This is a genomic window from Testudinibacter crocodili (genome assembly GCF_006228025.1).
Taxonomy (GTDB): domain Bacteria; phylum Pseudomonadota; class Gammaproteobacteria; order Enterobacterales; family Pasteurellaceae; genus Chelonobacter.
Map to the genome: position 1 here is coordinate 49,824 of NZ_VDHF01000017.1, position 18,935 is coordinate 68,758.

The 18,935-nt window shown below is 43.2% G+C and carries 25 protein-coding genes; 11 read left to right on the plus strand and 14 right to left on the minus strand.

What is annotated here, in order from left to right; translation table 11 throughout:
• Positions 1-99 precede the first annotated feature (99 nt).
• From FHQ23_RS01665 to FHQ23_RS01675, 3 genes are all read right to left on the minus strand, one after another.
• Entirely contained in the window at positions 100-1,512 is a 1,413-nt protein-coding gene (locus FHQ23_RS01665) for a DASS family sodium-coupled anion symporter (protein WP_139612770.1), read from the minus strand.
• Positions 1,513-1,742: 230 nt separating this feature from the next.
• Positions 1,743-2,258, minus strand: a complete 516-nt coding sequence (gene rraA, locus FHQ23_RS01670) for a ribonuclease E activity regulator RraA (RefSeq protein ID WP_139612771.1) — start codon at positions 2,256-2,258, stop codon at positions 1,743-1,745.
• A gap of 68 nt (positions 2,259-2,326) precedes the next feature.
• Complete coding sequence (locus FHQ23_RS01675; protein ID WP_139612772.1) at positions 2,327-3,247, minus strand: 1,4-dihydroxy-2-naphthoate polyprenyltransferase; 921 nt, start codon at positions 3,245-3,247, stop codon at positions 2,327-2,329.
• Between the two features lie 156 nt (positions 3,248-3,403).
• Here FHQ23_RS01675 and tsaA point away from each other — a divergent pair, with 156 nt between their 5' ends.
• Positions 3,404-4,144 carry a tRNA (N6-threonylcarbamoyladenosine(37)-N6)-methyltransferase TrmO gene (gene tsaA, locus FHQ23_RS01680; protein ID WP_139612773.1) on the plus strand — a complete coding sequence of 247 codons (741 nt, stop codon included), beginning with the start codon at positions 3,404-3,406 and terminating at the stop codon, positions 4,142-4,144.
• Positions 4,145-4,215: 71 nt separating this feature from the next.
• Here tsaA and FHQ23_RS01685 read toward each other — a convergent pair whose 3' ends face one another.
• The 6 genes from FHQ23_RS01685 to coaBC form a co-directional block, all read right to left on the minus strand.
• Positions 4,216-4,977, minus strand: coding sequence for a class I SAM-dependent methyltransferase (locus FHQ23_RS01685; protein WP_139612774.1), 762 nt, complete (start codon positions 4,975-4,977; stop codon positions 4,216-4,218).
• A gap of 175 nt (positions 4,978-5,152) precedes the next feature.
• Positions 5,153-5,797, minus strand: a complete 645-nt coding sequence (gene crp, locus FHQ23_RS01690) for a cAMP-activated global transcriptional regulator CRP (RefSeq protein WP_132965196.1) — start codon at positions 5,795-5,797, stop codon at positions 5,153-5,155.
• A 44-nt stretch (positions 5,798-5,841) separates the two neighbouring features.
• Entirely contained in the window at positions 5,842-6,066 is a 225-nt protein-coding gene (locus tag FHQ23_RS01695) for a YheU family protein (protein ID WP_139612775.1), read from the minus strand.
• A gap of 7 nt (positions 6,067-6,073) precedes the next feature.
• Positions 6,074-6,691: a nucleoid occlusion factor SlmA gene (gene slmA / locus FHQ23_RS01700; protein ID WP_139612776.1), complete on the minus strand. Its 618-nt coding sequence runs from the start codon at positions 6,689-6,691 to the stop codon at positions 6,074-6,076.
• Positions 6,692-6,697: 6 nt separating this feature from the next.
• Complete coding sequence (gene dut, locus FHQ23_RS01705) at positions 6,698-7,153, minus strand: dUTP diphosphatase (RefSeq protein WP_139612777.1); 456 nt, start codon at positions 7,151-7,153, stop codon at positions 6,698-6,700.
• A gap of 31 nt (positions 7,154-7,184) precedes the next feature.
• Positions 7,185-8,402: a bifunctional phosphopantothenoylcysteine decarboxylase/phosphopantothenate--cysteine ligase CoaBC gene (gene coaBC / locus FHQ23_RS01710; protein WP_139612778.1), complete on the minus strand. Its 1,218-nt coding sequence runs from the start codon at positions 8,400-8,402 to the stop codon at positions 7,185-7,187.
• A gap of 192 nt (positions 8,403-8,594) precedes the next feature.
• On the opposite strand from coaBC, the gene radC reads away from it, so the two are divergent.
• From radC to FHQ23_RS01750, 8 genes are all read left to right on the plus strand, one after another.
• Entirely contained in the window at positions 8,595-9,290 is a 696-nt protein-coding gene (gene radC, locus FHQ23_RS01715) for a RadC family protein (protein ID WP_267963595.1), read from the plus strand.
• Between the two features lie 193 nt (positions 9,291-9,483).
• Positions 9,484-9,720 (plus strand): 50S ribosomal protein L28, encoded by a 237-nt coding sequence (gene rpmB / locus FHQ23_RS01720; RefSeq protein ID WP_139612779.1) that lies wholly within the window; start codon positions 9,484-9,486, stop codon positions 9,718-9,720.
• Positions 9,721-9,731: 11 nt separating this feature from the next.
• Positions 9,732-9,902, plus strand: a complete 171-nt coding sequence (rpmG, locus tag FHQ23_RS01725) for a 50S ribosomal protein L33 (protein WP_132965186.1) — start codon at positions 9,732-9,734, stop codon at positions 9,900-9,902.
• 121 nt (positions 9,903-10,023) lie between these two features.
• Positions 10,024-10,275, plus strand: coding sequence for an FAD assembly factor SdhE (locus FHQ23_RS01730; RefSeq protein WP_139612780.1), 252 nt, complete (start codon positions 10,024-10,026; stop codon positions 10,273-10,275).
• A 128-nt stretch (positions 10,276-10,403) separates the two neighbouring features.
• A complete protein-coding gene (gene rpoE / locus FHQ23_RS01735) occupies positions 10,404-10,985 on the plus strand; it encodes an RNA polymerase sigma factor RpoE (RefSeq protein ID WP_132965182.1) in 582 nt (193 codons plus the stop codon).
• Between the two features lie 68 nt (positions 10,986-11,053).
• The gene (locus FHQ23_RS01740; protein ID WP_139612781.1) at positions 11,054-11,641 is read left to right on the plus strand and encodes a sigma-E factor negative regulatory protein; all 588 of its coding nucleotides are present in this window, start codon (positions 11,054-11,056) and stop codon (positions 11,639-11,641) included.
• Between the two features lie 145 nt (positions 11,642-11,786).
• Entirely contained in the window at positions 11,787-12,803 is a 1,017-nt protein-coding gene (locus FHQ23_RS01745; protein WP_139612782.1) for a MucB/RseB C-terminal domain-containing protein, read from the plus strand.
• Between the two features lie 2 nt (positions 12,804-12,805).
• Complete coding sequence (locus FHQ23_RS01750; RefSeq protein WP_139612783.1) at positions 12,806-13,270, plus strand: SoxR reducing system RseC family protein; 465 nt, start codon at positions 12,806-12,808, stop codon at positions 13,268-13,270.
• Here the strand turns inward: FHQ23_RS01750 and greB are convergent.
• On the minus strand, positions 13,267-13,746 hold the full coding sequence (gene greB / locus FHQ23_RS01755) for a transcription elongation factor GreB (RefSeq protein ID WP_139612784.1): 480 nt from the start codon (positions 13,744-13,746) through the stop codon (positions 13,267-13,269). The two genes, FHQ23_RS01750 and greB, sit on opposite strands and share 4 nt — an antisense overlap.
• Positions 13,747-13,779: 33 nt before the next feature.
• Positions 13,780-14,970, minus strand: a complete 1,191-nt coding sequence (locus FHQ23_RS01760; protein WP_139612785.1) for an MFS transporter — start codon at positions 14,968-14,970, stop codon at positions 13,780-13,782.
• A 98-nt stretch (positions 14,971-15,068) separates the two neighbouring features.
• On the opposite strand from FHQ23_RS01760, the gene FHQ23_RS01765 reads away from it, so the two are divergent.
• Together FHQ23_RS01765 and FHQ23_RS01770 are read left to right on the plus strand one after the other, a co-directional pair.
• Positions 15,069-15,743, plus strand: a complete 675-nt coding sequence (locus tag FHQ23_RS01765; protein WP_139612786.1) for an ArsR/SmtB family transcription factor — start codon at positions 15,069-15,071, stop codon at positions 15,741-15,743.
• A gap of 206 nt (positions 15,744-15,949) precedes the next feature.
• Positions 15,950-16,771, plus strand: a complete 822-nt coding sequence (locus FHQ23_RS01770) for a carbon-nitrogen hydrolase family protein (protein WP_139612787.1) — start codon at positions 15,950-15,952, stop codon at positions 16,769-16,771.
• A gap of 556 nt (positions 16,772-17,327) precedes the next feature.
• Here the strand turns inward: FHQ23_RS01770 and FHQ23_RS12670 are convergent.
• From FHQ23_RS12670 to FHQ23_RS01785, 3 genes are all read right to left on the minus strand, one after another.
• Complete coding sequence (locus FHQ23_RS12670; RefSeq protein WP_139612796.1) at positions 17,328-17,633, minus strand: ATP-binding cassette domain-containing protein; 306 nt, start codon at positions 17,631-17,633, stop codon at positions 17,328-17,330.
• The gene (locus tag FHQ23_RS01780; RefSeq protein WP_139612788.1) at positions 17,519-18,343 is read right to left on the minus strand and encodes a cysteine peptidase family C39 domain-containing protein; all 825 of its coding nucleotides are present in this window, start codon (positions 18,341-18,343) and stop codon (positions 17,519-17,521) included. The genes FHQ23_RS12670 and FHQ23_RS01780 overlap by 115 nt, the downstream gene beginning before the upstream one ends.
• The coding region (locus FHQ23_RS01785; RefSeq protein WP_503660760.1) for an HlyD family secretion protein at positions 18,333-18,935 on the minus strand (603 nt) is incomplete at its 5' end. The genes FHQ23_RS01785 and FHQ23_RS01780, both read right to left, overlap by 11 nt.

Here is an 18,935-nt window from a genome sequence, read left to right on the forward strand (position 1 = left end):
GTATAAGGTTAAGCATCTGTCCATTTTTTTAAATGGACAGATGCAATTTGCCCTACATTGACTCATCGAATATCTTTGTCGATTTGTTGCTTATCTCAACTAGAACCAGAACACATAGGCAATGGTTGCGATGATAAAGGTGGAAAGAATATTCAGCCAGAAGCCGCCGCGCACCATTTCGCTCTGTTTCACCTCACCGGTACCAAACACAATCGCATTTGGTGGGGTGGCGACCGGTAGCATAAAGGCACAAGAAGCCCCTAAGCCGATAATTAACGATAAGCCCAGTGGCGGCATGCCTAAAGCTTCGGCAATAGAAATAAAGATCGGTACCAATAGCGCCGCACTGGCAGTGTTTGAGGTGAATTCGGTCAAGAAGATGATAAAAGCGGCAACCACTAAGCCGATGATGTAGAAATGCCCACCTTCAATAATGTTTACAACTTGATCTGCCAATACTTTGCTGGCACCGGAATCACGCAGTACCGCACTTAGGGTCAAGCCACCGCCAAACAGCATTAATACGCCCCAATCGGTATTTTTCTGAATGTCGTCCCAAGCTGCGACGCGGGTAACGCAGATCACCACGGCGGCAATCAGTGCCACTACGCTATCGAAACTGGCGATATTTTTCTCTAGCCCAAACAGGGCGGAGAGGAGTGGATTCAGATGTCCGCTGAACACCCAGCACAGCGCAATCACCACAAAGATACCCAAGGTGGTGTACTGTTTTTTGTTCAATGCGTTTTCTTCAAAATTCTTTTCGAAGGCTACGTTTAAATTGGGTTTAAAAATAATGTAGAGTGTGCCGATCATAATTGGCATTAGAAGCAGCATAGCCGGGAATCCGTATGCCATCCATTGCCCAAATGTAATATTCAACTGTGAGGCCACAATGGCGTTGGGCGGACTGCCGACCACAGTACCCATGCCGCCGATACTGGCGCTGTAAGCAATGCCGAGTAACACGAAAACATAGGTATTGTGTTCGCGGCTTTTATCCATTTTGCTCAAAATTCCCATCGCTAACGGCAACATCATTGCAGCGGTGGCGGTGTTGCTCATCCACATCGACAAAAATGCCGTGGTGGTGAACAGGTAGATTACTGCCAAAAACAGTTTGCCTTTGGCTAGATTCATGATTTTATTGGCGATAATGTTATCCAAACCTTGAATGTGTAATGCGGTAGCCAAGGCAAAGCCGCCGAAGAACAGGAAAATCGTTGGATTGGCAAACGACGCCAAAGCGGAAGTGGTGGAAACCAATCCGAGAGCAATCGCCATAATCGGTACCAAAAGTGCGGTCACGGTCACATGCAGCGCTTCGGTCAGCCATAAAATCCCAACAAAGACCAATAACGCCAAGCCTTTATTTGCATTTGGTTCAAACGGCAACATATTCAGTAGGATAAAAAACAGCACAATATCCGCTAAAAATATGATACTGGCACGTCTTACGGTATGTTCTTCAATCTCGCTTTGCAGCGGCTCAGGTTTGTTGATGTCGCTCATAATGTTTTCCTTATCGACAAATACTCAGCACAATTTAAGGCTGTGGCTTAATCGTCTTGTTGGTTGTAAGGTTTGAATATAGCAGAATGTTATAATTTTATTAACTACATGGAATAAGCAATTGCCAGAAATGTGAACTGGCACAAGGAAAAAGGCTAACGCGATGAGTGGGTGAAGGGTGAGGGAGAAAAGCCTCTGTCATCGATGGCAATCAGAGGCTGATCAACGAGTTAGTCTTCAAAGGTTGGGTTTGCAGTTTCTGCATTCAGTTCCAACGGTTCCGGCGATAAGATAATGCCGGTTAAATCAGCGTACACATAATCTTCCGGCAGGAATGAGACACCACCAAAATTGATCGGCACATCGGTTTCGCCGAGGGTTTTATCATCGGCGGACACCGGAATTGGCGCTAACGCATGAATGCCGATGTCTAGATTTTCCAAAATATCCAGCTGACGAACGGCGCCATAAACGATAATGCCTTCCCAGTCGTTGTCCGCCGCCAGCTGCGCCAAATCTGCATCGATCAAGGCACGGCGTACCGAACCGCCGCCATCGATCAACAGCACTCGTCCCAGCCCGTCTTCTTCCAAGACTTCTTCAATCAAACCGTTGCTTTCAAAGCATTTCACGGTGGTGACTTTGCCACAGAAAGAGGTTTTTCCGCCAAAGCTGGAGAAAATAGGCTCTACCACGTCAATTTGATCTTGATAAATATCACACAATTCTGAGGTGTCAATACGCATAACCCTATCCTTAATCGATAATAAATCATCAGCACATTAGCGGCTAGTATAAACAGGAAACATAAAAATTACCAATTAAACCCGCTTGACAGCAGTAATCCGGTGCTAAATAGCAGATTAACCGATAGCGCCAGCAGTGACATTTGTGCCAACATCGGACGAAGCTGTTGCGGCTGTTCGGCGTGAAACACCATCCAAGCGTGTTTGATCAGCAACGGAAAGGCTAAAATTGGCAATAACCCTGACCAATGTGGAAAATAGAGCAGCGTAAATACCAAATATAGCACCATGGCACAGGCAAGCAGCCAACAGTGATAAATTTTGGCAGGTTTATCGCCCAGTCGCACCGCAAGAGTATTTTTGCCGACTTTGCGATCCTGTTCGATGTCGCGCAGATTGTTGATATTCAACACGGCGGTCGCCAATAAGCCACACGCAGTGGCAACCATCAACACCGGAAAGTCGATACGGTGAATTTGCAGGTAATAACTGCCGCCCACACCGAGCCAGCCGAAAAAGATCAACACCGAAATATCACCCAAACCTAAATAACCGTAGGGTTTGCGCCCGATGGTGTAAGTGATCGACGCCAACACCGCCACCACGCCCAATACCGCAAAAGCGATCAAATCCTGCCAGCTTTCGGTGGCGAGCAAAATCAGCGCCGAGCCGCAGCATAAGGTGGCTAGAATAACTAAAATCAGCCCGGCTTTAAGTTGTTTGGGGCTGATCACCCCATGCTGAATGCCGCGTAGCGGGCCGATGCGGTCGGCAGTGTCAGAGCCTTTGAGGTGATCGCCGTAATCGTTGGCGAAATTGGAGACGACCTGCAATAAAAGTGCGGTCAAAATTGACAGTAACAGAATCGGCAAGCTGAAACTGCCATTCCATTTTGCCAACGCCGATCCGCTGACAATCGATGCTAACGCCAGTGGCAAGGTTTTCGGTCGGGCAGTTTCCAGCCACATTTTTAAAGAGGTCTTATCCATCGTTACTATTTTAATAAAAAATAAAAGTGCGGTTATACGCCACACTAGGGTCTGTTGATGTTTGTTTATAATTTGAGTGGTATTATATGCCAAAATTTTCTCCGTGTTTTGATTTGAGCGGGTATTTTCGTGCTTTTTTAAGAGGAAAAGTCCAGAATGTCAGTGGATTTCGTATTTTCTGCGTTACAACTGCAACCGGTGGCAGTCGCACGCACGCCGTATAATGAAAAATTTGCTGTGCCGCGTCAGCCGGATTTGGTGCCAGACGGCACGGGCATCATTGAGCTGTTGCCGCCCTATAATCAGCCCGAAACGGTACGAGGTTTGGAACAGTTCAGCCATTTATGGCTGATTTTTCAGTTTGATCGCATCGCTGTCGATAAATGGCAGCCCACCGTGCGCCCACCACGTCTGGGCGGCAACCAGCGAGTTGGTGTGTTCGCTTCGCGCGCCACCCACCGCCCAAACCCAATCGGTTTATCCAAAGTGCGGTTGGACGGCATCCAAATAGAGAAGGGTAAAGTGCGGTTACAGGTTGGCGGCATCGACTTAGTCAACGGTACGCCGATTCTGGATATCAAGCCCTATCTTGCCTACGCCGATAGTGAACCAAATGCCGTAAGCGGTTTTGCTCAAACCAAACCCAGCAGCGAGATCCAAGTGCGGTTTGCTCCCGATGTGGAGGCGTTTATACAGCAACAATACGATTATCCGAACCTACAACGTTTTATCCGCCAACTGATTGAACAAGATCCACGCCCGGCTTATCAGCAACAAAGCGGCGATCGCCATTACAGTGAACGGATTTACGGCATCAGCATCTGGCAATTCAACGTCCGTTTTCGTTTTGTGGCAAACAACAGCGCTGAAGTGGTTGCAATTAGTGGTTGCAATTAGTGGTTGCGATTGAAGCAGAAAACCGCACTTTTTAGGTGAAAGTGCGGCTAGAAAAGTGCGATCGACTTTAGTTACCCGGCTTTATAGCTGCATACCGCAATAAAATTCAGCCGCTGTTGTGGGTCATTGAACAGCTTAAACATTTTCTTAAAAGTTGGAAAATTTTGCGGTTTTAAAGCATTACGCACAATGTTGAATGTGCCGGCGACGCCTTCATCATAAATCATGCCGATTGGCGATAATAGCGTCATGCGGTCATGAATTGATTTGCAACGGGAAAAACCACACTCCAGAAATAGATTTTGCCAGTTTGCTTGGCTCAGCGGTGTGACGGTGATGTTAATCGCATGGCGCAGATCTTGGATAATTTCGGGGTCGTCATCGCGGGTCAGCATTACATCATGGGTCAGCAATACGCCACCCGGTTTCAGCACGCGAAAATACTCGCTGATGGCTTTGCGCTTCGCTTCCAGCGGTAGCATGGTCAGCATTGCTTCGTTGATCACCACATCAAAACAGTTGTCGGCAAACGGCAACTTAGTAGCATTGGCGCGTTGGAGGTGGATTTTATGCTGTAAACCGTGGCGCTGAATATTGGCTTCGGCTTTGCTTAATGCTTGTTCGTCTAAATCGACGCCAGTGATTTGGCAGCCGTATTGCTTTGCCAAACCGATTGCGGTGGTTGCCATATTGCACGCCACTTCCAGCACTTGGCAGCCGGAATTGAAGTTGCCGTGTTCAATCAGCCATTCGGTGGCACGTCGCCCGCCTGGACGCAAGCGAGTTTTGCCTAAACGTGCCAAGAAATTGTGCCCGACTTCCTCTTTTTTCATATTCACACCTTCACACTTTTTATTTTTCTGGATTGAGTTTAAAGATATATTTTAAATAACCATTATCATAAAGAAGTGCGCGGGCTTTGACAAATGAAAATTGTTATTATCTTTAAACAATAAAAAACCTTGCAGAGCACGCCCTGCAAGGTTTTTAACATGATAAAGTGCGGTCTTAGCGGGTGCCGTACACCACAATAGTTTTACCGTGTGCCGAGATCAGGTTTTGATCTTCTAGCATTTTTAGAATCCGACCGACGGTTTCGCGCGAGCAGCCGACGATCTGTCCGATTTCCTGACGAGTAATCTTGATTTGCATGCCATCAGGGTGTGTCATGGCTTCTGGCATTCTTGCTAAATTTAGTAGCGTTTGTGCAATGCGTCCGGTCACATCCAAAAACGCTAGATTGCTGACTTGTTTGGAAGTGTGTTGCAAGCGTCTTGCCAGCTGGGTCGAAAGGTACATCAGCACTTCAGGATTGATTTGAATCAGTTGGCGGAATTTTTTATAGGAAATTTCTGCCACCTCGCAAGTGGTCTTGGCACGCACCCAAGCCGTGCGCTCACTTTCTTGTTCAAATAGCCCGATTTCGCCGACAAAATCTCCTTGGTTCAGATATGAAAGAATCATCTCTTTGCCGTCTTCATCTTTAATCGACACCGAAACTGTGCCTTTGATTAAATAATATAACGTTTCGGCTTTTTCACCGGCGTGAATCAAGGTGCTTTTCGACGGATATTTATGGATATGGCAATGAGAAAGAAACCACTCTAATGTTGGATCTGAAGATGTTGGTTTTGTTGCAAATTGATCTTGCATAAATGCCTCTTTTAACGATGTTGCTGTATTCTCAACAATACGGCTTATTGTGCTTGTAAAAATAATTTTTTATCTTTGATATCAATCGACTGATGTAGCTCTGACCATACTAATATGGCATTGCCTGCTTCCAGTTGGCGACGTAGCTGTGTCTTTTTTTGCGCCAATGTCAGCTCGATTGCACCGTAATCGGTTCCCTCACGCAGCACAAAAGATTCCAAGATATTGTCGAGAGTTTCTGCTGCTAATGTTTGCCATGGAATGATCATAGTAACGCTATTTTAATAAGGACGCAAATAACGGCCATTGTTGTTCAAATTCACTGTGGTTGTTGCGACGAAAATTGGTGCGCACGTAGCGTAAAAATTGCCCTTCGCAAAAGGTCACCAGATGAGCGGCGATCACTTTTTCATCAATTTCAAATGCTTTACCGTTGCGTAAGCGCTGCATTTGCAAAATATTGTTGAATTGCAATTCCAGACCGTCGAAAAATTTGACGATCCGTACTTTGAGTGCTGGATCTTCAAACATCAGCGCATGTCCGCTCAGCACTCTGGTCATGCCTGGATTTTTGCGCGCAAAATCCAGAATCATTTGCATAATATTATGAATGCGAGTTACGGTGTCGGTGTCATTTTTTATCGACTGCTTGATGCGGTGTAGCAGATTCTCTTCAATCAGATCGATCAACGCTTCGAACATCTTGGTTTTGCTGGGGTAATAGCGATAAAGTGCGGCTTCGGACACGCCGATCTCTTGTGCCAAACGGGCGGTGGTGATGCGCTCCATGCCTTTCTCGGAATGCAGCATATGCGCAAGCACGGTCAGCACTTGTTTACGCCGCTCTTTTATCGAACGTTTTGCCGATGGGCTATTATTTACAGAATGATTCATGACGCGTTATTGCTTACCGGAGTGCCCGAAACCGCCGCTGCCACGTTCGGTCTGGTCGAATTCGGTGACAACGTTAAATTCCGCCTGCACCACCGGTACAAACACCAGTTGCGCAATGCGATCACCGACCTCTACCGTGAAAGGCGTATTGCCACGATTCCACAATGATACCATTAACGGCCCTTGATAATCGGAGTCGATTAGCCCGACTAAATTGCCCAATACAATGCCATTTTTATGCCCCAAGCCGGAACGAGGCAGGATAACCGCTGCCAGATTGGGGTCGGCAACGTAAATGGATAAACCGGTCGGAATCAATTGGGTTTCGCCGGGCTGCAACGTGATAGCTTGATTCAGCAAAGCACGCAGATCCAAACCGGCAGATCCGGGCGTGGCATAACTTGGCAGTGGAAATTCGTTGCCGATACGTGGATCCAAAACTTTGATGTCGATTTTTTTCATTTTTTTATGTTCTCGTTTTTATGTTGTTATTTTAGCCTTCGCCAGCACGATATTGCTGTACGATCAATGCCGCCAGTTTTTGGCTTAGCGTGTATTTATCACTGAGTGGCAGCTGCTGTTGCCCGCCTTTCCACAGCACAGTTAAGGCGTTGTGCTCACTGTTAAAGCCCTGCCCTTGTAGCGCAACATCGTTGGCACAGATCATATCCAAATTTTTGCGTTGTAGTTTTTTAGCTGCATACTCCAACACTGCTTGAGTTTCGGCAGCGAAGCCGACCACAAACGGACGCTGTACTGATAGCGCTGCGACCGCAGCGATGATATCCGGATTTTTGACTAAGGTTAACACCAGTTGCTCATTGTTATTAGTTTTTTTTAGTTTCTGCTCGGCAACGGTCTGCATCCGATAGTCTGCCACTGCGGCGCAGCCGATCACAATATCTTGCTGTGGCGCCAGGGATAAGGTGACATCGTGCATCTGTTGTGCCGATTCCACATCGTAGCGCCGCACATTTTGTGGCGTTGTCAAATTGACCGGACCGGCAACCAAACTGACTTCAGCGCCTTGTTCGGCAAAGGCACGGGCTAAAGCAAACCCCATTTTACCGGAACTGTGATTACTGATAAAGCGCACCGGATCGATGGCTTCGCGTGTCGGACCCGCGGTAATGGTAACTTTTAAGCCTTTAAATGGCTGCTCACTTGAAAGTGCGGTTTGAATGCAGTTGAAAATTTCATGTGGTTCAGACATACGTCCGGCACCGACATCGCCACAAGCTTGTTCACCGTCATTGGGACCAATCAGTTTCAAGCCGCGTTGTTGCAACAATGATAAATTTTGCTGCACAACCGTTTGGCGATACATCTGTTGGTTCATTGCTGGTGCTAACAAAATTGGCGCTGCGCTGGCGAGACAGATCGTCGTCAACAGATCATTGGCAATGCCGACAGCAAGACGTGCCAGCAAATCGGCAGTGGCAGGGGCAATCACGATACAGTCTGCCCATTTTGCCAATTCAATATGCCCCATTGCTAACTCGGCTTGTGGATCCAGCAGCGAATCCGCCACCGGATGACCGGAAATTGCCTGCAAGGTCAGTGGCGTGACAAAGTGAGTAGCGGCATCGGTCAACACTACTCGCACTTCGGCATGGCTTTTGCGTAACAAGCGGATCAGTTCTATGCTTTTATAGGCAGCAATTCCGCCGCTGATACCGACGACAATGCGTTTTCCGTTTAATTCTGACATGGCGAGGTTCTCAAGTTGTGATTTCCGTTAGTCAATTTGCACTATTTTACTGGAATTTTCTTGCTTGGGCTAGGGCAGCTTGGTTACGGGTTTTACGCACTGGATCGCAAAAATAGTTATCCATCGTTTTCTTCCTCAGTTTAGGCAAGCAAACTGCTGTTCTGCTTATCTTTTAAGAAGAGATTGTGTGTGATGAAGGGTGAAAACAAGGGAAGCTCAGAGGCGCTAACGTTCCATGAACTGATGCCGCGTGAAAAGTTGTTATATTATGGTGCAGCACAATTATCTGACCAAGAGCTGCTGGCGATCTTTTTGCGTACTGGTATTAAAGGTTGCCCAGTGATGGCATTGGCGGCACAGGTGTTGGTGCATTTCGGTTCGCTGCGTGAATTGCTGAATGTGGATCAACAGCAGTTTTGTCAGATGAAAGGGTTGGGGCTGACACAATATATTCAATTGCAGGCGTGCAAAGAGATGACCAAGCGTTATTTGCAGCAAGAATTACAGTGCGAAGTGGTGTTTTCGAATCCGGAAACTGTGCGGCTGTATCTGCAAACTGAATTGGAGGCACGGCAGCGAGAAGTTTTTTTAGTGCTGTTTTTAGACAATCAACATCGTCTGATTAAACAAGAGGAGATGTTTCTCGGCAGTATCAACAGCGCCTATGTGCATCCGCGTGAAATTGTGAAAACCGCACTTGCCTATAATGCCGCGGCTTTAATTTTAGCGCACAACCATCCGTCCGGTATTGCCGAGCCGAGTGAAGCCGATCGTGCAATTACCGATCGGATCCGTTTGGCATGCGATCTGGTCGAAGTGCGGTTACTGGATCATTTTGTTATCGGGCATGGCAGTTATCGCGCGTTCTCTGAGCTGGGTTGGTTATGAGCAGAGCAAAAGATCCACTGGTCGCTGAAAATTGGATTTAATCTGTTTTTATACTTGAGTCACTGCAAAAAAATGGTATAATCCCCCACCTTTAATATTGGCGTGGGTCGGGTTACACACCTGACGAGGTTACCGCAAGGCGGGATCCGAACCACGAAGCTCGAGCTAAATAAGTTTTATTGGAGAATTAACCATGTCTAGAGTCTGTCAAGTAACAGGCAAGCGTCCGGCAGTTGGTAACAACCGTTCGCACGCAATGAATGCGACCAAACGTCGTTTTCTACCGAATTTGCACTCCCATCGTTTTTGGGTTGAAAGTGAAAAAAGATTCGTTACTTTGCGCGTTTCTGCCAAAGGTATGCGGATTATTGATAAAAAAGGTATCGATTCAGTTTTGACTGATTTACGTGCCAAAGGCGAAAAATTTTAAGGATCTGAATTATGGCAAGTAAAGGTGCTCGTGAGAAAATCAAACTGGTTTCTACTGCTGAAACAGGTCATTTCTACACTACGACAAAAAACAAACGTAACATGCCTGAAAAAATGGAGATCAAAAAATACGATCCCGTTGTTCGTAAGCATGTTCTATATAAAGAAGCAAAAATTAAATAATTTTTGTTTTTAATGAAAAAGCCCGATGTGATGTCGGGTTTTTTTATGCCTGCGGTTTAAAGAATTATGGTATGATTTGCGCCATTCGGGGCTTAAATCGCGGTAAGCGTAGGAAGAGAAGATGGGTCAATACAATCAATTAAAAATCGCATGGGCTTGTCGGCGCGGGATGCTGGAGCTGGATTTTATGATTATGCCGTTTTACCAAAACCGGTTTGAGCATCTTTCTGACGCACAAAAGGCGACTTTTGTTGAATTATTGGATTACACCGATCCCGAGTTGTTTCGCTGGCTGATGAAGCAACAATCCGCCCCCACTCCGGCGTTGGACGAAATGGTACGGCTGATTCAAGCGCATTTAAGCAAAAATTAAGAAATAATTAAGATAATTTTTATAAAAATTGAACTTTTAAAAAATTGTGCTCTCTAATTCAGTATACCGACCTACTGTCATTGCAATTGGATTGTTAGCGTAATATGAGGTAAGGAGATTCACTTCTGATGAGTGAACAACTAACAGATCAGGCTCTGGTAGAAAAGGCACAGCAAGGTGATAAAAAAGCATTTAATTTGTTGGTTGCACGTCACCAAAATAAAGTGGCAGGGTTGCTGACCCGTTATGTTTCGGCAAACGATATTCCGGATGTGGTGCAGGAAACTTTTATTAAAGCCTACCGCTCTTTGGAACTGTTTCGTGGCGATAGCGCATTTTATACTTGGCTTTATCGAATTGCCGTCAATACAGCGAAAAATTATCTCACGGCACAAGGGCGGCGCCCACCCAGTGAAGATATTCAGGCTGAAGATGCAGAAACGTATGATGCCGGCGACAGTTTGAGAAATATTGATACGCCAGAAAATTTGATTTTATCGTCGGAATTGAAAAAAATCGTGTTTGAAACGATTGCCGCTCTACCAGAAGAATTAAAAACCTCAATTACATTGAGGGAATTAGAGGGATTGAGTTACGAAGAGATTGCTGAGATTATGGATTGTCCAGTCGGAACGGTACGTTCTCGCATTTTTCGGGCAAGGGAAATTATCGACAGCAAGATTTCACCTCTAATCAACAACGAACGTTAATATTGACGAAACTTAAGTGAACTGAACAGTTGACTAAAAATTGATTAAAAATAGCGGAGTAGATTAAAATGCAAAAAGAGTTGCTTTCAGCTTATCTGGATGGAGAATATCAGAATGATCATCTGCTGGATTCTCTTTGCCAAGATGAAGAACTTCAACAGGCATGGAATCACTACCATCTGGTGCGTACTGTGGTGCGTCAGGAAACAACGGTGCTGCTCGGTACCGATTTTACTGCGAAAATGGCAACACTGATTGACGCAGAGCCAGCACCGCACTTTGCTGCCCAAGCGACAGTTGCTCAACCAACGCCAGCCGAAGTAGAAAAATTACCGTTTATGCAAAAACTCAAAGGTTTGTTTGCGCCGCTGACTCAAGTTGCTGTGGCAGCGACAGTGTGCTTGGTTGCGGTTTTTGGTGTACAGAACTATCTGCAAAGCGACAATGGTGTCCAGGTTGCTGATAATCCGGTGCTGCAAACGCTGCCGTTTACCAATAATATTCAGCAAGTCAGCTATAATGCCCCAAGTCAAGATGTGCCGACTCAGGCGCAGCTTGAACAGCAAAGCAAGCGGATTAACATGATGCTGCAAAATTATGAATTGCAGCGCCGCAGCCACACTCAGCCCTTGAGTGCTGCCGCTAGCCATGAGTAAGCAAATCATAATACGATGATGATATTCACCACCTTTTGGTGGTGAATTTGTTTTATAGTGAATTAAATTAGTTCTAATACTGCGTTGCTGTGCTTTGCCTTAAAACAAATTTAATCCACTCTAGTCGGTTTATGTTGAGACCTTTATGAAGTTATTTAAAACAGCATGGGTTATTTGTGCGACCCTGACTTTTTCTAACGTGTTAAATGCACAACAAAATAGCCAACCCGCACTTCAGTCATTGGGCGAGCCGGTGCAAAATCCGGCATTGCCTGCGACACTGTTGGATACACTGCAACGAATGGCGCAAACATGGCGCCACGGCAATTATGAAATGGCGTTTATCCAAATCTTACCGAATCAGGTTAACAGCTACCAATATCGTCACGTTTTTGCCAATCAGCGCCATTACGCTCAATTGTCCGCTTTAGACGGCGTGCAGCAGGAAGTGGTGCAACGTGATGCTATTATCAGTTATTACGGCAACGGCTATCAGCCGTTCAGTATTAAAGGCCCGTACATTTTGGACAATATTCCCAGTGTGGTTTATGCAGATTACGATAAGCTGAAAAGCTATTATGATTTTGTTGATGCCGGTAAAACCCGTATCGCTGATCGGGTTGCTCAAGTGATTCGGCTGCTGCCGAAAGATGATTTCCGTTACCAGTATGTTTTATGGCTGGATGAGCAGAGTCATCTGTTACTGCGCAGCGATATGTTAGAACGCAACGGCGAATTGTTGGAGCAATTTCGGGTGATTGCGCTGCAACAAGACGCGATTGAATTACAAACGCTGAGCAGTCGCTTAGATCAACTTAATTTACCACCGTTGATTAATGTACAAGGTGATGCGCTGCCGGGTAAACAGCAATGGCGCTTGGCTTGGCTGCCGCCGGGATTCCAACGAATAAAACATGAACACTATCAAACGGAAATTGGCATGTTGGAAAGTGTGATGTTTAGTGACGGGCTTTTCTCTTTCAGCTTATATATCAATCATAACATCGAAGACAAATTAGGCGAGCACTATTGGCAGCAGGCAGGCAATACGATTTACAGCGAGGTGCTGAATAACCGTGAAATCACGTTAATCGGGCAGGTTCCATTGGCGACGGCAAAACGGATTGTCAAAGATCTCAGCTTTGACAGCAACGGACAATAACAATGCTGATTGAAACCGCAGTAGTAGCAGACTACCATAACGGCATCGCCACAGTGCGCTGCGAGACCAAACAAGGGTGTGGCGGTTGTGCGGCGCGTGCCAGTTGTGGCGCAGCGGCACTCTCGGAGCTGAACGGCAGCAAAAACGATGGCAGTTTGTTGTTTGAAATTGCCGTTGCCGAACCGCTGCGGCAGGGCGATTTGATCGAAATTGGCTTGCAAGAAAAATCCATGCTCCTCTCGGCGATGCTGCTGTATATCGTGCCGCTGACCGCACTTTTGCTTTCGACCGTGATCGGCTCGCTGTATTTAGATAACGAACTGATTCTTGCGCTGTTTGTGTTGGCGATGACCGCACTTGCTTTTGTCGGCATCAAAAAAATCGGCGACCGTTTAAGCCGCCATGCGTTGTATCAACCGATTTTTTTGCGTAGATTAAACCGCACTTTTCGTCATGACTTACCTTAATCCGCCTGATACCAAATTTTATTGATATACCACACCACTTCACCGGACGGGGTATTGACCTTGATTTCATCGTCAACCGCTTTGCCGATTAAGGCACGTGCGACCGGCGAATCAATCGAAATCCAGTTTTTGTGCGGATCAAATTCATCACAGCCGACAATCCGATAGTGCTTGTTGTCGCCATCGACATCTTCCAATTCCACCCACGCCCCGAAAAACACTTTGCCCTCTTGTTTCGGGTGATAATCCACGATTTGCAGCACATCCAAGCGTTTGCTTAAAAAGCGCACCCGGCGATCGATTTCACGCAAGCGGCGTTTGCCGTAAATATATTCCGCATTTTCACTGCGATCGCCCAATGCCGCCGCTTCAGAGACCGCCTGCGTCACTTTCGGACGCTCTTCACGCCAGAGAAATTTCAACTCTTGATCCAGCACATTCCAGCCGTTGCGAGTAATGTAGTTTGATTTTGCCATTGTGGATTATGTCATTATTTTATCATGCACCAATCATAGCACAGTTTTAACAGGCTTTTTATCTCGTCGATGAATCCGTAAAAAAAAGGCTAAACTGATAAAAATAATCAAACTACTGGCAAGGTAAATCGGCGTTGTGCGATTAAAATATTGAATAATCCAACCGCCGGATAATGCCGCAATCGGAATAGCAAAATAGGAAATAAGACGGGTTACGGCAATTACACGACTTAAAATAAAAGGTGCGGTCACTTTTTGTCGGTAAGTGAAAAATGTGACTACGATGACCGATTGCACCAATGAAGATAATGCCCAAAATAAGGCATGTGTCACCGCACTTGGCGCAAAAATTAAACTTAAACTACACAAACCTATAGTAAATGAAGCCAAAGAAATAATTGTAATATCTGTAAATTTACCAATAATAATTCCTCCTATTTTTGCACCAATAATTGCGCCAATTCCCATTAAAATAAATAGAAAAGAAGTACTTTGTTCGGTGAGATTAAATTGATAAGAATAGATCCAAATTAAATTTGGAAAAATCAAGCGTATCCCAATATTAATAAAGAAAAACAGTATAGCAATATTGCGTAATTCTGTTTTTTGATAAACATACTGTACGCCCTCATAAAATGCAGTGAAAATGCCTTGCATTGACATTGTTGTCTTTTGCAAGTGTGGTTGATAGATAATCAAGCGGGTTGAAATAAAGGAAATCAGATAACAAAAAGCAATAAATAATAATAAGTTGTTTTTTTCGACACTTAGTAAAATGACCCCTAATAAGGCTGGTGCAATAATTCCCACCAAACTATCAATCATGTCAATATTGGCATTAATGTGTTGTATTTTTTCTTTGGAAAACAGATCGGGAATAATCGCTTGAAAAATTGGGTGGTGAAATGCAGAAAGTGATGAAATTAAGAAACCAAATAACAGCAAAATCGTGATATTTTGTTCAATACCGATAAAAATAAACAGGCATAATGCACAAATCGAACACAGTAATTCACACCACATAATCACTTGTTTTCGGTTGAGCCAATCCCCTAATACACCAGAGAATGGAGTAAGCAACAAGTAAGGCGCAATATTCAGTGCATAATAAATAGAAACCGTTAAAGCTGAACCGGTCAGATCCAGCACCATCAACGGAATTAAAAACGAAGTCAGCCAAAAACCTAAGCTGCTGTGAAAATAAGATAATGTGAGTTTATTCATATAGTTTGCTTTATAATCAATGAGACGTCTAGATTAATCTCAGCAGGTACTTTATTCAAACCGAAACAGTTAAGATAAAAATAAACAATGGAGAAAAAATGGCGATAAATCAAATAGCTATCGCATTAGGCAATAAGATTCGTTTATCGATGCTATTACTTATGCTTGAAGGGCGATATTTTACTGCTAAAGAGCTGGCATACGGTGCGGAGATTCAACCAGCGGCGGCGACGGCACATTTAAAAGTTTTGCTCGATAGCCAATTAATTATCTGTTTTCCGCAGGGGCGGTTCAAATATTTTGCCTTAGCCAATGAAGAAGTCGCACAAATTCTAGAAACCATGCTCTATCTTGCACCAACGATAAAAGTGAAACGAAAATTACCGCAAGAAGAGATGTGCCAAGCACGTTTTTGCTACAATCATCTCGCTGGAAAGTTAGGTGTGGCACTGTATCAACAATTACATGCTTTGCAATATATTCAAAGCCATGTCGACAGCAAAGAGGTGAAAATTACCGCACTTGGCTATAAATGGCTACAGCAAGCCGGAATTTGGCAAACAGAACAGAAAGTCAAACGTAAGATGGCGGTGAAATGTCTTGACTGGAGTGAAAGAACCCCTCACCTCGCCGGGCATTTAGGCACATTGCTAGCCGAATATTTTATTAAACAACAATGGGTAGTGAAGCAAAAAGACAGCCGAATATTAAAAATCACTCTACTTGGCAAAACCGCACTTACACAACAATTTGGAATTAATTGGAATTTTTGAATAAATAATCTTATCTTATCTAAAAATCCGCCCTGGATTATGGACGTAGTAAAATAGCAAAATAATGTAATATTATTTAAAATTAAGTTGAGCGCAATGTATTGTATAACATACAAAAAAACGCTTTCCGTTGTCAGAAAGCTTGTTTTCGGAATAGAATCAAGCGATACTGAAATTGATAGAGGTAATACAGAAGGATAGGGCATATGACGGCAGCCAATTTTAAAGTTGCTACCATTCAAATGGTTTCAACTACAGATATCAATAATAATATCGAGACGATGCAGACACTCGTACGCAAAGCCGCCAAAGCCGGGGCAAAATGGGTGGTTTTGCCGGAATATTGGGCGTTAATGGGCGCGCATGAGCAGGACAAGCTGGCGATCGCCGAAGCTTTTGGCGAGGGCAGATTACAAGTATTATTATCTGAGCTGGCAAAGGCGCTGAACATCGTGTTATTTTCCGGTTCGATTGCGCTGCGCAGCAGTGAAGACAATAAAGTGTTAAATAGTATGTTGGTGTATGGCGAACAGGGCGAACTGCTTTCCCGTTACGACAAAATCCATCTGTTCAGCTATACCGGCATCGGTGAAAAATATTGCGAAGCAGACAGCATTCAAGCCGGTTATCAAGTACCACAACTGAAGATTGGCGATATTGAGGTTGGGCAAGGAATTTGTTATGACCTGCGGTTTCCTGAACTGTTTCGCGCCCAAACTCCGTATGACGTGCTGGTGTTGCCGGCAGCGTTCACATACACCACCGGCAAGGCGCACTGGGAAGTGCTGTTGCGTGCCAGAGCCATCGAAAATCAGTGTTATGTGATTGCCTCGGCACAAGGCGGACGCCATCAAAATGGGCGTACTACATTTGGACAAAGTATGATTATCGACCCTTGGGGGGAGATTATCAGCGGTGTTGGTGAAGGGGAAGGTTTTGCGCTAGCGACCCTTGATTTTCGGCGCTTGGCTGAAGTGCGTTCACAACTGCCGGCACTGGATCACCGTCAGTTATTTATCCGTTCCTAAGGCTCGACGGCAAGCCGCACTTTTACCGTTTTGTCGATAAAAGTGCGGTTTTAGCACAAATCTTTATTAATTGGCTTATTGTTAATGAATCTATACGCTTTTGTAATTATCATTATGTATGCTAATTCGGTGATAAAAAGATTTATTTCAATAGGTATATATGGATAAATAAAGTTTCTAAACAAAGAGAAAAGGACTACTACTAATATAAACTCTTTTATATTTATTCTGCTTGTTAATATTTTCATTATAACTGCCTTGTACCCCATAATTAGAAAAATAATCTTTTGCATATTTTTCAGCGTTGAATTTATATTCCTCAACTCTGTGTTCACCCTTCTTCATCATTAAAGTTATCTTCCGATGATAAACTTGGCTATTGTGTTCTTAAGTAGCAAGCTGATTATTATTGATATTAATTATCACTTCAATGATCTTGTTCACATATTTTCCCTTCTATGATTAAGTTTATATATATTAACTTATTGTTTTATTTATTTTTTTCTGAATTAAATCTGTGGAATACATAGCATTTAGCCTGTTGATTGTTGCGCTATCAAATGTAAACATAGTGAGTGGCAAGAATATTGGAGCAATCCTCTTTATTAATATCAATCTGATTAAAAAAGACTTTACCTTTTGTTGGTTGTAGTAAACCTGAAATTATTTTTAGTAATGTGGTTTTTCCAAAACCAGAAGGGGCAACAATTGCAACACTTTCTCCATTATTAATTTCAAAAGAAAGATCTATAAAAAGTGGTTTGGAAAATTTATCATACTGAAAGCTAAGATTAGTAATTTTGATAGCTCTTTTAGATTTGTTCCTTTTGCAGAAATATGATAGCGACGACGTAATGAAAATAAATCCGAGCTATCCTGATAATAATTTAATACCATCGCCAAACTAGCTAAGCCATATTCTGCTGATTCTGATATTAAATTTTTCTGAAGACTATAGAATGGTAAAAATATCCATTGATAAAGAGGTCTTTTTTCTAAGAAGACTGTTGCTTCAGCTCGCATACCATCAGTAAATAATAATGTTTTTTTATCATAATCAATTTGCTGTTGTTCGATATTTACAATAACCTTGTAGAGTGGATTATTAGGATCAGCATTTAGTGGTGCATTTTTATAAAATGAGAGCTCTTGAGACGAAGCAGGAATAGCTGAAATTGACTCAATTATTCCATTGAATTGCCCAAATTTTTCATAAGGGAAAGCATCATACCGCACTTTTATTTTTTCACCGATTGAAATATAAGGCATGCCATCACTAGGTATCCAAAATACCAATTTATATTCTCTTTTTTGTGACGGGCTGATCTGTAATAAAGGGCTATTCTCATGGATACTCTGTCCTGATGTAATATGGATAGCTTCAACCCGACCATTTATAGGTGAATTGATAATGATTTCAGTAATAGACTTAATCTCCATCAGCTTTATATTTAATTCATCTTTTTGAATATGATATTTTAATATTTCTGAATCAAACTGGTTAGCTTGCGTGATCATTTCACTATCTAAATTTGAAATTATTATTTTTTGTTGTATAAGTTTAGCTTGCAATGCCTTTCTTATGGAGTTTACGATAAGAGGTTACTAATGCATAAATATCATCAATATTTTTCTCAATTTCTTTAATTGGGTTTTCTATATCAAGTAAAATTTTTTTATTTTGTATAATTTGATTCTGAATATTAGCTAATGTTATTTTTTTGCTTTTTTCTAAACTAAAAATAATACTATCTATTTGTTTTAATTGAGAGGAAATTGAGTGAGCTGAGTTAATACCAACATCACCATTTTCAATTATTCGTTCTAGTTTTATTTTTACTAGTGGTTGATCTTTACTAACTAAATCACCAGTGCTTACCATCGCTTCATTTATATAACCTGCTTTAGGTGAGTTTAATACAACTGAATGGGGTAAAAGAATTAATTCTCCCTGAATATCAAGGCGGCGTGTATAATAGCCAAATAAGAGATATAAAATAAAAAAAGATAGCAAAAATATTGATATGGCTATATAAAACCAAGCCGGAATACGAGAGAGTAAAAGCACTCTCGTATTCCAGTTTGAGCTATGATAATATTCTAACGCATTCTTTCTAAACATATTATTATAGTATTTATTGTAAAAAACGAAATAATATTTTAT

Coding starts and splice junctions, on each gene's coding strand:
- FHQ23_RS01665 (WP_139612770.1), bottom strand. CDS start 1,512: ATGAGCGACATCAACAAACCTGAGCCGCTGCAAAGCGAGATTGAAGAA.
- rraA (WP_139612771.1), bottom strand. CDS start 2,258: ATGCGTATTGACACCTCAGAATTGTGTGATATTTATCAAGATCAAATT.
- FHQ23_RS01675 (WP_139612772.1), bottom strand. CDS start 3,247: ATGGATAAGACCTCTTTAAAAATGTGGCTGGAAACTGCCCGACCGAAA.
- tsaA (WP_139612773.1), top strand. CDS start 3,404: ATGTCAGTGGATTTCGTATTTTCTGCGTTACAACTGCAACCGGTGGCA.
- FHQ23_RS01685 (WP_139612774.1), bottom strand. CDS start 4,977: ATGAAAAAAGAGGAAGTCGGGCACAATTTCTTGGCACGTTTAGGCAAA.
- crp (WP_132965196.1), bottom strand. CDS start 5,797: ATGCAAGATCAATTTGCAACAAAACCAACATCTTCAGATCCAACATTA.
- FHQ23_RS01695 (WP_139612775.1), bottom strand. CDS start 6,066: ATGATCATTCCATGGCAAACATTAGCAGCAGAAACTCTCGACAATATC.
- slmA (WP_139612776.1), bottom strand. CDS start 6,691: ATGAATCATTCTGTAAATAATAGCCCATCGGCAAAACGTTCGATAAAA.
- dut (WP_139612777.1), bottom strand. CDS start 7,153: ATGAAAAAAATCGACATCAAAGTTTTGGATCCACGTATCGGCAACGAA.
- coaBC (WP_139612778.1), bottom strand. CDS start 8,402: ATGTCAGAATTAAACGGAAAACGCATTGTCGTCGGTATCAGCGGCGGA.
- radC (WP_267963595.1), top strand. CDS start 8,595: ATGAAGGGTGAAAACAAGGGAAGCTCAGAGGCGCTAACGTTCCATGAA.
- rpmB (WP_139612779.1), top strand. CDS start 9,484: ATGTCTAGAGTCTGTCAAGTAACAGGCAAGCGTCCGGCAGTTGGTAAC.
- rpmG (WP_132965186.1), top strand. CDS start 9,732: ATGGCAAGTAAAGGTGCTCGTGAGAAAATCAAACTGGTTTCTACTGCT.
- FHQ23_RS01730 (WP_139612780.1), top strand. CDS start 10,024: ATGGGTCAATACAATCAATTAAAAATCGCATGGGCTTGTCGGCGCGGG.
- rpoE (WP_132965182.1), top strand. CDS start 10,404: ATGAGTGAACAACTAACAGATCAGGCTCTGGTAGAAAAGGCACAGCAA.
- FHQ23_RS01740 (WP_139612781.1), top strand. CDS start 11,054: ATGCAAAAAGAGTTGCTTTCAGCTTATCTGGATGGAGAATATCAGAAT.
- FHQ23_RS01745 (WP_139612782.1), top strand. CDS start 11,787: ATGAAGTTATTTAAAACAGCATGGGTTATTTGTGCGACCCTGACTTTT.
- FHQ23_RS01750 (WP_139612783.1), top strand. CDS start 12,806: ATGCTGATTGAAACCGCAGTAGTAGCAGACTACCATAACGGCATCGCC.
- greB (WP_139612784.1), bottom strand. CDS start 13,746: ATGGCAAAATCAAACTACATTACTCGCAACGGCTGGAATGTGCTGGAT.
- FHQ23_RS01760 (WP_139612785.1), bottom strand. CDS start 14,970: ATGAATAAACTCACATTATCTTATTTTCACAGCAGCTTAGGTTTTTGG.
- FHQ23_RS01765 (WP_139612786.1), top strand. CDS start 15,069: ATGGCGATAAATCAAATAGCTATCGCATTAGGCAATAAGATTCGTTTA.
- FHQ23_RS01770 (WP_139612787.1), top strand. CDS start 15,950: ATGACGGCAGCCAATTTTAAAGTTGCTACCATTCAAATGGTTTCAACT.